Here is a 13,040-nt window from a genome sequence, read left to right as displayed (position 1 = left end):
GGAGCGGTACCGCCTGCGGAAGTGGTGGAGCTATTCATCGCTGCCGGGTTGTTGTCGCCGGCAGGTGGCTTCGCTGTCTGCTCTGGCGGGGCATCGGTGGCTTCTCCCCACCATTCGGCGGCGCCCCATGCGACGAAAGCTAAGATAAGGCCGCAGATCAGGACAGTGAGTACGGGTCTTCCGGTGCGACCCTGTCTCGCGTCCGTTGTCGAAGCCGTCGGAGCCTGCTCCGTGTTCCTGACTCTCGCCACGGGTCTCTCCCAATCTCGCTGTCTTCGTTCGACCGGTCGGCGCCGTTTCGATGTCCAGAAGCCACATGAACATCTCTTCGACGTCTAAGTTCCATCGGCTTTGGCCACCGGGAAATCTTTGTCCTCCAAGCCTTCGACAAGCGGAACAAGACGACGGTGCGGAGGTTTATGATCGGCAAGAGATATGGATGGCAAATGGCAAAAATACCTGATCCCTTGAGCGCGAAAGACAAAGCGACCGAGTACCAGCTTCAAGGGCGACCGAAGGCTAACAAGAGCCGGGCGAAAAGCATCGCAGGCGTAATCGTCACCGTCATTCTCGTCGTTATTGCGTTGACCGTGTTGCTCCGAGGCAATGAAACCGATCCGGCTCCTACCGGGTCACCTGGAACGGGAATCAACCGCAAGCCTGGTCCGGCAAGCGATGGGTCGTAAAGTAGGCGAAAAAAACGCGAGCGACAGTCTCGGCGGCCTCGACGACTTCGTAAAATGTACGATCTCTACTCACGCTGAGCTATGCTATCGGTGAACCGGCGGGGCCAGATACACTGGATCGATAAGGTCAACTATTGCCTCTGTCGCAAGTGCGGAAACGACATCGGCGCCGCTCCCACCGCAAACCGAAACGGCGATCGTGTCAAATACGGTCCCGCCTCACATGCAATCGGACGCCAACTCAGAAATCGACAAGCGGGCCTCTATAACGGCACGGGCTAGATCTGGGAAGTCGACGCCTGGGAATCTTTGGGAACGACTCGATAGGCTGGCTGTTGGGGAAGAGCGGTCGATCACGGCCGCCGTAAAAACTCAAGGAGAAACACCATGGCCAATCAGGGCGGATCCCACGAGCAGCACGTCAAAGCAGGTCAGCAGAGCCACAAGAACGCCGATACCAAACAGGCGTCTTCGAAGAGCGAACAGCAGGCCTCCGGCAGAGCGAATACGTCGGGCAAGGGAACACAGGGCGGCTCGCACGAACAGCACGTGAACAGCGGTAAACAGAGCCACAAGAACAGCCACTGAGCGCTGACGAGTTTCAATGACGAAAGAAGGCCGGCATACGCGGCCTTTTTTTATGCCATAACCCCTCCAAGCAGGATTGCTGCGTGTCGAAATGGACGCTGATGAAGTACGAGGCCTCGCTTGAAAAATCGTTGGGAACTGCCGGGAGAGATGACCGAGCCGCAGGTCGAGGAAATCGTCCGGCACCTGGTGTGCCGGAACCTCACTGAGGACGACGTTACGAGCTCGTCGCTTTTCGCCGACGAACCAAGCGCTATATTTGCTCGACCGCGTGGATGCTTCTACCATCATCAACCCGTATTATGTCGCGCGCCTTGAGGAGTGATGGGCCTTTTTTTGCAGGCTTCAGGCAGCCTTCAGGGTAAAGTTGGGAGCCGCAAGACTTTCAAACGCCGGCCGAGCAAGGAAATACCCCTGCATCAGATCGACACCAAGATCCTGCAGGGCCTGCAGCTCACCGATCGTTTCGATGCCCTCGCAAAGTGGAGTGACGCCAAGATCGTGAAGCATGGCGACGGTATGTCTCACAATTTTTTGGCGCGCATCATCCGTATCGATCCCCCGGATTAATGCCATGTCGAGCTTCGCGATATCCGGCTGGAAGTCCGCCAGCAGACCTAGACCGGCGTGGCCAGCACCAAAGTCGTCGATCGCCGTACGAAAGCCCATGTCGCGGTAGGTCCGCAGGATGTTAAACAGATGCGCGGTGTCCAGCTGCTCGCTCTCGGTAAACTCGAAAATAATGTTTCGGATTGGAAAATGAGTGCGCATCGCCGCCGCGAGCGTCAAGCGAATGCAGGCACGGGGTTCGTAGACTGCATTCGGCATGAAGTTGATCGACAGGCCAACACCGTCATCAGGAGAATAAAGCCCTGCTGCAAGCTCGATGGCCTTCACCCGGCATTGCTGGTCGAACGCATAACGGTTTGAGGCGTCCACCGCCGACAAAACCGAGCCGGCACCTTCGCCGGCCGGGCCACGTACCAGCGCCTCGTGCGCGAAAATGGTATTGGTGCGGAGATCGACAATCGGCTGAAAGGCCATGGAGAAGGGAAGATTGAAGGCGTTGCCATTACGGCATTCGACACATGACTTGGACATGAGTAGGCTCCGGATTGATATCCAAGCATATCAGGAAACCGTAAATAATTGACGCCATTGGTGATGCGAACTTTCGCGCTATACCGATAGAGGCCGGTGAGAAAGGCCGCCTCGTGGCGGCTCGCGGCGACGATTGCATTCGCAACGGTAACATCCTATTCGCATCTTCGCTCTTGACTATGGCTTGCTTGAGAGTTCCCACTCATGTGGAACCGAAGTCACGAGCTCCTTGAGGTCTTTCGGGTTTACCGAGCCGGGCACTTCTTTCCGTCCGAGCACAGCCGCGGTTGCAAAAGCGACCATGCGTTGGCCTGCGAACTTCATGTTCGCTGGGTTCTGGGTCTGCAAAATATGGGGTCCTAGGAAAACCGAGATATCCTTCAAACCGTTCGCGCGCTGGTAGGTGTCGAACGAACCTTCAAGCCCTTCGACATAGTCCCAGGTGCCCTTAATGATCTGAAGTGCTGGCCATTTATCGACGTTGGCCGGCACGATGGAGTCGACGTAGTAGGTGGTATTGAACTCGACCCTTAATGCGCCTTCGACCGCATCGTGCCCTGCCAGGCGATACCCAAGCCCAGCGGAATTCGGGCCATACAGGATTGCGCCCTTGATGTTGGACAGGCCGACTGCTTTCGCGCAAGTCGGCTTCGCGAGGTCATAGTTGCAGTTCTCGACGAAGTTTTTATGCATGAACCACTGCGTCGCGTAAGAACCGCGCGAATAGCCGCCGACAACGATAGGGATGTTTCGGAATGATGCGCCGTCTCGCAGGAGAGTAGCTGCGGCTTCTCCCTCGACCGTCTTGCCGTCAGGTCCAAGGATACGCAGTCCCTTGCCTTTTTCGAGCTGATCAAGTTCCCGGAACATATCATTGGCTTGTTCTGCGGTATTGAAGCCATTTCGACCGCCTGAAATCCCGTTCCCGCGACGGTCCGCGATCAACACGTCGAATCCGGCTTGATTCAGATCGGAGAGGAAGCCGCGCCAATAACGGATGCCTGGTTCCTCCGTTCGCGCGTCACTCTTTGCGGGCGTATAGTCTCCGCTCGTTTTATCGACGGTGAATGGTGGCGTCTCGGAGTTGTCGATCGCGGTGAACTCACTGCCGCCGCCATTGTTCATAATGACGAGCGCCCGGACCTCCTTGCCAGAGCCATCCGGCACGCCGTGGCCACGCATATACCAGCCACGCAGCTTGATGTCGCCGCTGAGCTTCAAGTGTTGCTGCTCGAAACCGTCACGCGGTACCGTGAACTCCACGACGAATGTGCGCGGCTCCGCGCTCGATATTGCCTCTGAATAAGGCGGTTTGCCGAAGTAAGCGGGTCGACGAATATTTGCCAGATCAACAGGACCGTCGAAATCAATTACGCCATTTTTATCGACGGTGCCGGTGTCGCGCGGCTCGAACTTGGCAAACGCTTTCGCAGCAGTCATTATCTTTTCGGCACATCCCGGGTCGGTTTTGCACGCCGCCCACTTCTCTCGAATTCGACCATCCGAGAAATCTTTGATATAGAAATCCGCAGGGGCGATGCCGAGTGGCAGGAGCTGGTTGGTCAGTGTGAATGGCAGGCAGACCTTTTTGCCGTCCCAGTCCGCGGTATAACCTGGCAGTTCGCCATTCCGATCGACATTGACGCGAGCGCTGCAATCCGGTGTCGGTGTGCCCTTATTTACTAGTGGCTTACCTGTCGACTGAGCCCATCCGGATGACCCGGTTAGGGCCTCCAATAAAGTTATCGTCAATACAAAGGTCATACGCGACATCGATTTCCTCCCGAATTGTTCCTCAGTCATCGGACGAAGGATTTATCAAGGGAAATAGCGGGCGGTGGGCAGCCGACCAGTCGAAAGACCTTCGATAATAGAATTTCGTCGGCGGACTCGCTGCGAACGGCGTTGACCGGGAGCGAAGGGCGGTAATTGTTGTCCATCAGGTTGGTTTGAGAGGCCAAAATGCCAACAGGTACAGGCAAATTTTTTCAAGGATGACAAAGGCTTTGGCTTCATCACGCCGGAACACGGCGGCGCAGACGTTTTTGTGCATATCTCCGCCGTCGGACGGGGGTAACGATCGATCATCTTGATCAGCCAGGTGACCCTTGACGCGGCGGCATTTGCTTTCACGACAACAGAGCGTTCTTCAATCCCTGCCATGGGACAGTCCGTGCCGTGACCTTTACCGGCCGTACTGCCGCCGTCGCATCGGACCGCGATCTGCATAAAAAGATCGTTCAAGCGTTGGAGGTGCCGTCGACTTCGCCCTATCTAACGATCGTCGCCACCACAGGACCGCCATGCTTTTAATTTCTGGCCTCACCAAGCACTACGCCTCGGCAGAGGGACCGGTCGAGGTTCTGAAAGGCATCGACTTTCAATTGCGATCGGGCGAAAGCGTTGCGCTGACTGGAGAGTCTGGGAGCGGCAAAAGCACGCTTTTGCACCTGGCAGGCGGATTGGATCGCCCAGACGCGGGGACGATCAACCTCAACGGAAAGGATGTGACTAACCTCGATGATAAACAGCGGGCGGGTTACCGGCGCTATCAGGTCGGCATGATTTTCCAGCAGTTCAATCTCATCCCATCGCTGGACGTCGCATCCAATATATCCTTTCACGCCCGTCTCGCAGGTCGCCACGATCCCTTGTGGCAAGAGCAGCTTGTCGAGGCTCTTGGCTTATCCTTGCTCCTCACGCGCTATCCGGAACAGTTGTCCGGTGGACAACAGCAACGCGTCGCCATTGGCCGGACACTTGCCGCGAAGCCCTCTCTGGTGCTCGCCGACGAACCGACGGGCAACCTCGACGAGGCGACAGGTGATAACGTGCTGGACCTGATGCTCTTACTGACCAGAAGTGCCGGACTTGCCCTTTTAATGGTCACGCACTCCAGCCGGTTGGCAGATCGCCTTGATCGAAAGGTCATTCTGCGCGGCGGCAAGATCGTCGCATGAGTGGCATCGCGTTTTGGGCGCTCATCTCCCATTGGCGACGAAAGCCACTACAGTTCGCGACGCTGATCTTGGGTGTCGCGCTGGCAACCGCGCTGTGGACCGGTGTGCAAGCGATTAATGCCGAGGCGAGGGCGAGCTATGCCCGCGCCGCGTCGGTTCTTGAGCAGAATGAGCTTACACAGTTGGTACCGCGAGACGGTGCGGTAATACCAATTGCGACGTACGCCCGGTTGAGGCGGGATGGCTGGGCCGTGTCGCCGGTCATTGAAGGCGAGTATCGGGTTGGGACGATCCGGCTCCGGTTGATCGGGATTGATCCGCTCACCGCGCCGCCGGGGACGGGCGTCTCACCAATCGGCAACGGCAAGGACTTGGTCGATTTCATAAGCGTGAAGGGACGGTTGATTGTCTCGCCGACAACAGCGCGAGCCCTCCAGGGCAAGGTCGATATTGCGCTTAACGTCTCTGATAGCCTGCCCGATAACGCGGCGTTCGCTGATATCTCTGTTGCCGACCGCCTCCTTCAACGAAAAGGTAGTGTGACGCGTCTGGTCGTTTCCCCCGGTCGGAAAATCTCTGCCGCAGCTCTTAGCGCTATCGATCCCGAGCTGCAGATCAGGGAAGCCGGGGAGCAGCCAGACGTCGCGCGGCTCACCGACAGCTTTCATCTAAATCTCACCGCTTTCGGCTTCCTCTCGTTTATCGTCGGGCTATTTATCGTCTACGCGGCAACCGGACTCTCCTTAGAGCAGCGGCGGGCGACGTTTCGAACGTTGAGGGCCGTCGGAGTGTCGCTGCGGTCATTGGTGGCAATGCTAATCTTCGAACTCACGCTGTTCGCTTTAGCTTCTGGGGTGATTGGCGTCGTCGCCGGATATTTCCTGGCGACGGCGTTGATGCCGGGTGTGGCGTCGAGCTTGCGAGGATTATACGGCGCGGCGGTTCCCGGAGTTGTTACGCTCCGACCAGAGTGGTGGGTCTCGGGACTAGCGATTGCAATGATCGGAACAGCGATGGCATCCGCAAATAACTTCCTCCAGATATGGCGTATGCCGATCCTGGTGGCGGCGCAGGCGCAAGCGTGGGCGCGCATGTCTGTCTTCGCCCTCCGTGCCCAAGCGATCGTCGGCGCGGCCCTGCTTTGCCTCGCGGCTATTCTCATAGAGGTCGGCAGTGGCTTGATCACGGGTTTTACGGTCCTTGGTTGCTTGCTGCTCGGTTGCGCCCTGCTGTTGCCGTCAGTCTTGTCGTTAGTTCTAGGGCTGATCGCACGTCGGTCCGCGGAGCCGTTGACGAAGTGGTTCTGGGCGGACACGCGGCTGCAAATGCCAGGCTTATCGATGGCTCTTATGGCGCTGTTGCTGGCGCTGTCGGCAAACATCGGGGTAGGGACGATGGTATCCAGCTTCCGAACGACATTTCTGGGCTGGTTGGACCAACGTCTAGCCGCTGAGCTCTATGTTACGGCGCGAGATGAAACGGAGGCATCGCGCCTTCGGCAGTGGTTGCCCGGACGCGTCAAGGCGGTCCTGCCCATCTGGAACGTCGAAGGTCAGGTGCTGGGCCAGAGTTTGCAGATTTTCGGCGTGGCTGACGACGCAACATACCGCGATGAGTGGCCAGTCCTGGTCGGTACTGATAATGTTTGGGAAGAGGTCACGGCTGGACGGGGCGCGCTTATCAACGAGCAGCTGTGGCGCGGAAAGAAGCTGTTTGTCGGCCAACCACTCGCCTTGCCGAACGGTCTGAACGTCGTGATCGCAGGGGTCTACTCGGACTACGGCAATCCAGCGGGTCAGGTGATCATCGGCATAAAGACCCTGGAGCGGTACTTTCCCGAGGTCTCGAAGCTGCGCTATGGGCTGCGCGTCGATCCTATGCGGGAAGAAACGGTCCGAAATTTACTTGTCCACGAGTTTGGGCTTCCTGCTACCAGCATTGTTGATCAAGCCGCGCTTAAACGGCAGTCCCGTGCGGTGTTTGAGCAGACATTTCTTGTGACAGGGGCGCTGAATGTGCTGACGCTTGCCGTGGCTGGGTTCGCGATGTTCTCCAGCCTGTTGACGCTTTCGGCTGTTCGACTTCCGCAACTAGCGCCAGTGTGGGCAATGGGGTTGAGGCGGCGAGACCTCGCCATCGCGGAGCTGGCGCGCACCTTGGCTCTATGGACCGCGACCTTCGTGGCGGCCATTCCATTGGGCTTGGGACTGGCCTGGGTCCTTCTCACCATCATCAATGTCGAAGCTTTTGGTTGGAGATTGCCGATGCAGATATTTCCGCTCGACTGGTTACGACTTGGGGCAATTGCGCTCCTGGCGGCGCTTGTTTCCATGGCGATTCCGGTATGGCGGCTCGCAACCCTCCTGCCAGCTCAACTTCTGACGGTGTTCGCAAATGAACGCTAGACAGATACTGTTGACGATAGCCTTCCTCGTCACCGCAATGACAAGCGATCTTTTCGCTCAGGGGTTCGCTGGCTTGGGCTCGACGGCAGAGGGCGGTTTCGCAGTTCCGACAAGAGGTTCCACACTCGCGTTTCCGCGAGATCATGGCGCTCATCCAAACTATAGGGTTGAATGGTGGTACATCACGGCGAACCTTGAGGGTGCAGACGGCAGGACGTATGGTGTGCAGTGGACGCTTTTCCGTTCGGCGTTCGCGCCGGGTAATGCTGATGGGTGGGCCGATCCGCAAATCTGGATCGGCCACGCCGCGATCACGACCGTTGATCGCCACTACGTGGCCGAGAAGCTTGGGCGTGGTGGGACGGGACAGGCAGGGGTCGAACTCGCGCCATTTGAAGCGTGGATCGACGACTGGTCGATGAAGCAATCCCTCGATGAGAGGGGCGACCCATTAAGTCAAATTGACCTGAATGCAAGTGGGAAAGAATTTCGATATCAGCTCACGCTATCGGCGCGTACCCCGCTCGTGTTGCAAGGTGATAAAGGCTACTCCGTAAAGTCCGCGAAAGGACAGGCCAGCTATTACTACTCGCAGCCATTTTATGAGGTCAGAGGCTCCCTTTCGATTAGCGGGAAGGCTGTGCAGGTTTCCGGGAAGGCGTGGCTCGACCGCGAATGGTCGTCGCAGCCGCTTGCTGACGACCAAACGGGGTGGGACTGGTTTTCGCTGCATCTGCCGTCTGGTGACAAGATCATGGCCTTTCGCCTGAGGGATGACGCGAGCGGCTTCGTGTCCGCCAACTGGATTACTGCGGACGGCGAGACCCGTCCATTGACTCGTGACGATATCACTATAGAGCCGCTTCAATTTGCGAAGGTAGAAGGACGGGACATACCTGTGGTTTGGCGCATTCACGTACCGGGCCAGCAGCTCGACATCACAACCAAGCCTTTGAACGAGCAGGCTTGGATGAAAACTTCGACCCCCTATTGGGAGGGGCCAATCACATTTTCTGGATCCGCAACTGGAGTAGGATACCTGGAGATGACAGGGTACTGAAGCGCAACAAGATTGGAACGGTCGTAAGGGATACTTAGTATCGCCCTAAAGCTTTAAGTGTAGACGGTTCGTCCGTAACTTATCGCCGCTCGCATCGCCTTAAACGATGCCCAGGCCGAAGGCGCCACAGGTCCCCCAGACGGTCGGCAAACAGACTTCCGGCAGCCGCAACGAGCATCAGCATCATCCCAAACAAACCCTGTTGGGTGATGGCTTCGCCAGCGACAATCGCGCCGACGCTGACCGCGATTGCGGGCGAAACGAACGCAAAGCTACCTGCTTTCGCGGGGCCGATGTCCCTTAACAGCTGCATGTAGATGCTGTAGCCGATCAGGGAACCGAAGACGACGAGGAAGGCCCAGCCGGCGATCGCTTCCAAGGTCCACGCCGCGAAAAGGTCGGCGGTATCGATAGGCTCGAACCACAAGGATACAATCAACAAGATCGCCCCGCCGATCAGCGTTGTCGACCCGGACAGCATGACGCTCCCGTAACGGGTTATCAGCGGCCGTGCGAGGACCGAGCCCCAGGCGGACGATATGGCGGCCCAAGCCACCGCACCGATCCCCATGGCCCGCATGAAACCCCGTGTTTCTCCGTCGGTTAAGGTCGGAGAAAACAGGACGATCAAGCCAGCGATGCCTATGACCATGGAGACCGCGCCGATCAGGCTCCAGCGCTCCTCGCCCAGCCCAAGACCGAAAGCCAACAACGCTAGCGGCGTCAGCGACATTTCAAGCACCGCTGCCGTTCCCGACGGGACAAACTTCATGCCCCAGAAGAGCGGGCCATAGCACAAGGAGATCATCAGAACGCTGACGACGGTGAGACGCGCGTAGTCGCGTCTTCGCAACTTCTGCCTGCCGCTCTTTCTGCTCGCCCAGCATAACAGAAACAGCCCGGCGGCGATGAAGCGCGTGGCAGCGAACAGCATCGGGGGTACGGTATCCACGCCGAACTTGACCGCGATCCACGTTAGACCCCAAACAAGGCAGAGGACAAGAAACTTGATGGAGTCTGCCGTGGAAGACATATCGGCTGTGCCTGTAACGGTTAAAATAGCTCTATACCGTTACGAACACCAAAGGGAACGATAGGTTCCTGTCCATGGCCACTTCGACATCAGATATGCCGCTCCGCGGTGGAAACCCAGCTCTCGACTTCACCAATACGCTCGACAGCCGTATCGGCCGCTACGGTCCGGACTTTCTGAAGTCGGCCGACGACCTCGTGATCCTAGCGGAGCGGGCAGATGTTATCGATGGACCGACAGCCGTGATGCTGAACCGGGCCATCTCATTGAACCCTGAAAGGGCGCAGGGCAATATCGACGACAGCCTTACCCTCCGGGAGGCGATCTATGCGGTGTTTCTTAGCGAGGATCGCGACGAGGCATACCCCGCTCAGCCGCTCGCCGTCCTTTTCGACGCTGCAGAACGTGCGCGCGCGCGTCAGCGACTTTGCCGAGGTGAGAACGGTTTTACCTGGGAGGCATCAGTTGAAAGCATCGGCGACCTGAACGGCCTGTTTGCCCTCGCCGCAGCCGACCTTCTGATCGCACGGGAGCGACGCCGCCCGGTCAGGGAATGCAAGGGCGACAATTGCGGCTGGCTTTTCCTCGATACCTCCAAGGGGGGGCGGCGTATGTGGTGCTCGGAGGCCAGTTGCGGCAGCCACAGCCGGGTCAAACGCTTCAGGTCCGAAAAGGGACGATAGTCAACCCGATCTGCCGCGGCCGCAAGAAGGAAGTATGGTACGCTCAGCTCAGCCGCGCATGCTCCCGGCCGGATCGGGCATCTGGCCCGACGATCCCGGCATGGAATTCTGGCGCGAGGATCTGATGGCGTTCGGCAAAGGCTGCGAACAGACCGCGCACAGTTTCCGCTTCGATATCACCCGCGATGGCGGCGGAGCAGGCGTTCCTCGCGACCGTGTAGGATCTATCCCTGACGCTAGTCGGACAGTCGGCCAGGTAGCGAAATGCCTCCATCACCGTGCTGATCTTCATTGGAAATCCCAGTCCAATCAAATCGTGACTGGCTTTGAAAAACGATCGGGGATCATCTGTATCTCCTTTCCCAAGTCCCGATTGTCTGCTTTCAAGCGGCTGGAGGCGCTCTCTCGGGCGCCTCCAGCCTGTAGTCAAATGGTGCGGGTTGCGAGCTTCGGCTTGTTTTCCAGGCGCTTCAAAGCGCGCGCAAGCCAGCCCGAGGTGACGCCAGGCGCCTTGATTTTCCGACGGCGCTTGATTTCGACGACGAAATGTTTTCTTGGCTGCCGCATCATGGCGCCCTCACGCAACCTGCCGCTCGGCTTCGATCTGAAGCGGAGCCGCGGTATCCTGTAGCGCACTGCCGATAGGGATCCTGCGCGGCTTCATCGCCTCGGGGATGTCGCGTTTCAGCGTGATGGTCAGAAGACCATGGGCAAGCGCGGCGGTTTCGACCCGGACATGATCGGCAAGCTCAAACCGGCGCTCAAACGAATGGGCGCCGATCCCGCGATGTAGATACTCACCCTCGTCATTCTGCGACTTGCCGCCCTTGACAATCAGGACATTGCGCTCCTGTGTGACGTCGAGGTCACCTTCGCCATAGCCGGCAACCGCCATGGTGATCGCGTAATCGTTATCACCTGTCTTGACGATGTTATAGGGCGGCCAGTTGTCGACGGCCTGCAGACGCTGAGCGTTGTTGAGAAGATTGAAGACCCGGTCGAAGCCAATGCTGGACCGATAAAGCGGTGCGAAGTCAAATTCGTTTCTCATGACCAAAACCTCCTTGAAGCGAGTTGGAAAGGAGACGCATCACAAACCTGCGCCTCCGGTTCGCCGACCCCTTGTCTAGGCTGCCGACGCAGTCGATTTGGTTTTTCAGTTTTTTCCGTTCAAGGGGTCGGGCAAAAAAAATTCGAGCGAATTTTGACAATACCCGGTCGACCTTCGAAGAGATGACTGACGTAGCTCACTCAGTCCAAAGTGTTTAGCAGTTCGTGGTTTGGAGATGTGACGCTTCCGACTTCGGAAATGGTGCGGCCGCGTTCAGTTCGGCAACGACTATTTAAGCTTTGCTCAAGGCAATCGTGGCGGCGCATGACCATCCACAGCGCCACACTTGACGATCACCGGCACTGCGCCCTTTCAGGGCACCGCATGCGTCGCTTGCTCTGTTGCTACATGAGCTAACTACTAATGCCGCCACGGCGTTATACCTTCCGGAACGCCGCCTGGCGATCGGTGCCTCAGCCGCTTGGCCCTTTTTCGGCGCAGAGGCCGGAGCTGGCGGGAAGACTTTCCATTGTCTTGAGTGATTTGGATGGCAACGAGCTCGGCCGCGTAGCTCCCAGAGAGGCGCCAGCCGGCAGCACGACGCCGGCCGCAAGAACCTGCACAAGGCCGTCGGCAGGGCTGCCACGCTTAGCTCTTCCCTTCATCAGGCAGTACGCTCCGTCTCGCTTCTGACCGAGCTGGACCAGAGCTTGTCGACGTCCGAAAGATCGCCGACGATCTGCCGCTGCGGCGTCGGCACGTGACCAGCAGGTCGGGAAGGGCAACCAGATCATGGCGGCTGGCTAACTACGTTGCTGGCCAATGTTGATTTAGCGCTGAACGACACCGAACAGAGGTGGCGAGAAGCAACGGAACATTTATTGCGGGGATGTGTTCGACCGGAAAGGAGAATCACATGAATGTTATATGGCTGATCGTTGTTGCGGGTGGAACTGCGGCACTCGGTGGTGCAATTGCTTTTGGAATGTTCAATCAGAACCCGCGCCGCACGACGTTTGCTTTGTGCGGTGCTGCTATCGTAGCCGTGATTGCATTGGGAATAGGTGTGTTCGTGGCGCGAGTCCCGAATACGGCGCCAAGCAACCCGCCGAGCCCATCCGGCAACCAGTACGACACTCCGGCTCGGCCGTCGGATCAAAATGCACTCCCTGGCACTGGTCAGCCCAATCGCTAGTAACGCTATCGAGCCGCGCCAAGCCGCTGTAAAAAGAACCGACGGGGCACGTAGACCCGGTGCCTAATGACACGTCATGGCGCTAGATGATAACCTTCAGCGGCATTGGGCAGAAACTTAGGCTTTTTCCACCGTTCTAAAATCGAGACAATAATACCAACCGTCATTGATCAGAACCCTTGTGCCCAGTTGCGCCTTCCGATCGACATTATCTTCCACGGTCGGTCCTGCAGTGTTCGCCAAGCGTAGCAGCAATGATCGACGATATCCTCGTATGA

13 protein-coding genes and 1 pseudogene are annotated in these 13,040 nt (G+C 57.8%); 8 read left to right on the top strand and 6 right to left on the bottom strand.

Going from position 1 to position 13,040, the window contains the following annotated elements; genetic code table 11:
* The first annotated feature begins 419 nt into the window (after positions 1 to 419).
* Both KX729_RS32065 and KX729_RS32060 read left to right on the top strand, forming a co-directional pair.
* Positions 420 to 686, top strand: coding sequence for a hypothetical protein (locus tag KX729_RS32065; RefSeq protein ID WP_219746501.1), 267 nt, complete (start codon positions 420 to 422; stop codon positions 684 to 686).
* 387 nt (positions 687 to 1,073) lie between these two features.
* Complete coding sequence (locus tag KX729_RS32060; protein ID WP_219746500.1) at positions 1,074 to 1,274, top strand: hypothetical protein; 201 nt, start codon at positions 1,074 to 1,076, stop codon at positions 1,272 to 1,274.
* Positions 1,275 to 1,619: 345 nt separating this feature from the next.
* On the opposite strand, the gene KX729_RS32055 is transcribed toward KX729_RS32060, so the two are convergent.
* Both KX729_RS32055 and KX729_RS32050 read right to left on the bottom strand, forming a co-directional pair.
* Positions 1,620 to 2,375: an EAL domain-containing protein gene (locus KX729_RS32055; protein WP_219746499.1), complete on the bottom strand. Its 756-nt coding sequence runs from the start codon at positions 2,373 to 2,375 to the stop codon at positions 1,620 to 1,622.
* Positions 2,376 to 2,552: 177 nt separating this feature from the next.
* The gene (locus tag KX729_RS32050; RefSeq protein ID WP_219746498.1) at positions 2,553 to 4,148 is read right to left on the bottom strand and encodes an alpha/beta fold hydrolase; all 1,596 of its coding nucleotides are present in this window, start codon (positions 4,146 to 4,148) and stop codon (positions 2,553 to 2,555) included.
* A 189-nt stretch (positions 4,149 to 4,337) separates the two neighbouring features.
* On the opposite strand from KX729_RS32050, the pseudogene KX729_RS32045 reads away from it, so the two are divergent.
* From KX729_RS32045 to KX729_RS32030, 4 genes and pseudogenes are all read left to right on the top strand, one after another.
* Positions 4,338 to 4,449: pseudogene (locus KX729_RS32045) on the top strand (cold-shock protein); the annotation flags it as partial.
* A gap of 229 nt (positions 4,450 to 4,678) precedes the next feature.
* Positions 4,679 to 5,335, top strand: coding sequence for an ABC transporter ATP-binding protein (locus tag KX729_RS32040; RefSeq protein ID WP_219746497.1), 657 nt, complete (start codon positions 4,679 to 4,681; stop codon positions 5,333 to 5,335).
* Entirely contained in the window at positions 5,332 to 7,740 is a 2,409-nt protein-coding gene (locus KX729_RS32035) for an ABC transporter permease (protein WP_219746496.1), read from the top strand. Before KX729_RS32040 ends, KX729_RS32035 begins: the two co-directional genes overlap by 4 nt.
* On the top strand, positions 7,730 to 8,800 hold the full coding sequence (locus tag KX729_RS32030) for a lipocalin-like domain-containing protein (protein WP_219746495.1): 1,071 nt from the start codon (positions 7,730 to 7,732) through the stop codon (positions 8,798 to 8,800). The genes KX729_RS32035 and KX729_RS32030 overlap by 11 nt, the downstream gene beginning before the upstream one ends.
* 79 nt (positions 8,801 to 8,879) lie before the next feature.
* On the opposite strand, the gene KX729_RS32025 is transcribed toward KX729_RS32030, so the two are convergent.
* Positions 8,880 to 9,833, bottom strand: coding sequence for a DMT family transporter (locus KX729_RS32025; protein WP_219746494.1), 954 nt, complete (start codon positions 9,831 to 9,833; stop codon positions 8,880 to 8,882).
* 74 nt (positions 9,834 to 9,907) lie between these two features.
* On the opposite strand from KX729_RS32025, the gene KX729_RS32020 reads away from it, so the two are divergent.
* On the top strand, positions 9,908 to 10,516 hold the full coding sequence (locus tag KX729_RS32020) for a CGNR zinc finger domain-containing protein (RefSeq protein ID WP_219746493.1): 609 nt from the start codon (positions 9,908 to 9,910) through the stop codon (positions 10,514 to 10,516).
* Positions 10,517 to 10,559: 43 nt separating this feature from the next.
* On the opposite strand, the gene KX729_RS32015 is transcribed toward KX729_RS32020, so the two are convergent.
* The 3 genes from KX729_RS32015 to KX729_RS32005 all read right to left on the bottom strand — a co-directional run bounded on the left by KX729_RS32015 (position 10,560) and on the right by KX729_RS32005 (position 11,567).
* The gene (locus KX729_RS32015) at positions 10,560 to 10,808 is read right to left on the bottom strand and encodes a DUF982 domain-containing protein (protein ID WP_312993260.1); all 249 of its coding nucleotides are present in this window, start codon (positions 10,806 to 10,808) and stop codon (positions 10,560 to 10,562) included.
* Between the two features lie 134 nt (positions 10,809 to 10,942).
* Positions 10,943 to 11,086 carry a hypothetical protein gene (locus KX729_RS32010; RefSeq protein WP_219746492.1) on the bottom strand — a complete coding sequence of 48 codons (144 nt, stop codon included), beginning with the start codon at positions 11,084 to 11,086 and terminating at the stop codon, positions 10,943 to 10,945.
* A gap of 7 nt (positions 11,087 to 11,093) precedes the next feature.
* On the bottom strand, positions 11,094 to 11,567 hold the full coding sequence (locus tag KX729_RS32005) for an Hsp20 family protein (protein ID WP_219746491.1): 474 nt from the start codon (positions 11,565 to 11,567) through the stop codon (positions 11,094 to 11,096).
* 916 nt (positions 11,568 to 12,483) lie between these two features.
* Here KX729_RS32005 and KX729_RS32000 point away from each other — a divergent pair.
* The gene (locus KX729_RS32000; RefSeq protein WP_219746490.1) at positions 12,484 to 12,762 is read left to right on the top strand and encodes a hypothetical protein; all 279 of its coding nucleotides are present in this window, start codon (positions 12,484 to 12,486) and stop codon (positions 12,760 to 12,762) included.
* Positions 12,763 to 13,040: the final 278 nt, after the last annotated feature.

The sequence above is a fragment of the Neorhizobium populisoli genome, assembly GCF_019430945.1.
GTDB classification, from domain to species: domain Bacteria; phylum Pseudomonadota; class Alphaproteobacteria; order Rhizobiales; family Rhizobiaceae; genus Neorhizobium; species Neorhizobium populisoli.
This window is presented reverse-complemented; position numbering and strand designations above follow the sequence as displayed.

What these genes read in the sequence shown, in the direction of transcription:
- KX729_RS32065 (WP_219746501.1), top strand. Translation starts at nt 420, where the DNA reads ATGATCGGCAAGAGATATGGATGGCAAATGGCAAAAATACCTGATCCC.
- KX729_RS32060 (WP_219746500.1), top strand. Translation starts at nt 1,074, where the DNA reads ATGGCCAATCAGGGCGGATCCCACGAGCAGCACGTCAAAGCAGGTCAG.
- KX729_RS32055 (WP_219746499.1), bottom strand. Translation starts at nt 2,375, where the DNA reads ATGTCCAAGTCATGTGTCGAATGCCGTAATGGCAACGCCTTCAATCTT.
- KX729_RS32050 (WP_219746498.1), bottom strand. Translation starts at nt 4,148, where the DNA reads ATGTCGCGTATGACCTTTGTATTGACGATAACTTTATTGGAGGCCCTA.
- KX729_RS32040 (WP_219746497.1), top strand. Translation starts at nt 4,679, where the DNA reads ATGCTTTTAATTTCTGGCCTCACCAAGCACTACGCCTCGGCAGAGGGA.
- KX729_RS32035 (WP_219746496.1), top strand. Translation starts at nt 5,332, where the DNA reads ATGAGTGGCATCGCGTTTTGGGCGCTCATCTCCCATTGGCGACGAAAG.
- KX729_RS32030 (WP_219746495.1), top strand. Translation starts at nt 7,730, where the DNA reads ATGAACGCTAGACAGATACTGTTGACGATAGCCTTCCTCGTCACCGCA.
- KX729_RS32025 (WP_219746494.1), bottom strand. Translation starts at nt 9,833, where the DNA reads ATGTCTTCCACGGCAGACTCCATCAAGTTTCTTGTCCTCTGCCTTGTT.
- KX729_RS32020 (WP_219746493.1), top strand. Translation starts at nt 9,908, where the DNA reads ATGGCCACTTCGACATCAGATATGCCGCTCCGCGGTGGAAACCCAGCT.
- KX729_RS32015 (WP_312993260.1), bottom strand. Translation starts at nt 10,808, where the DNA reads ATGAAGATCAGCACGGTGATGGAGGCATTTCGCTACCTGGCCGACTGT.
- KX729_RS32010 (WP_219746492.1), bottom strand. Translation starts at nt 11,086, where the DNA reads ATGATGCGGCAGCCAAGAAAACATTTCGTCGTCGAAATCAAGCGCCGT.
- KX729_RS32005 (WP_219746491.1), bottom strand. Translation starts at nt 11,567, where the DNA reads ATGAGAAACGAATTTGACTTCGCACCGCTTTATCGGTCCAGCATTGGC.
- KX729_RS32000 (WP_219746490.1), top strand. Translation starts at nt 12,484, where the DNA reads ATGAATGTTATATGGCTGATCGTTGTTGCGGGTGGAACTGCGGCACTC.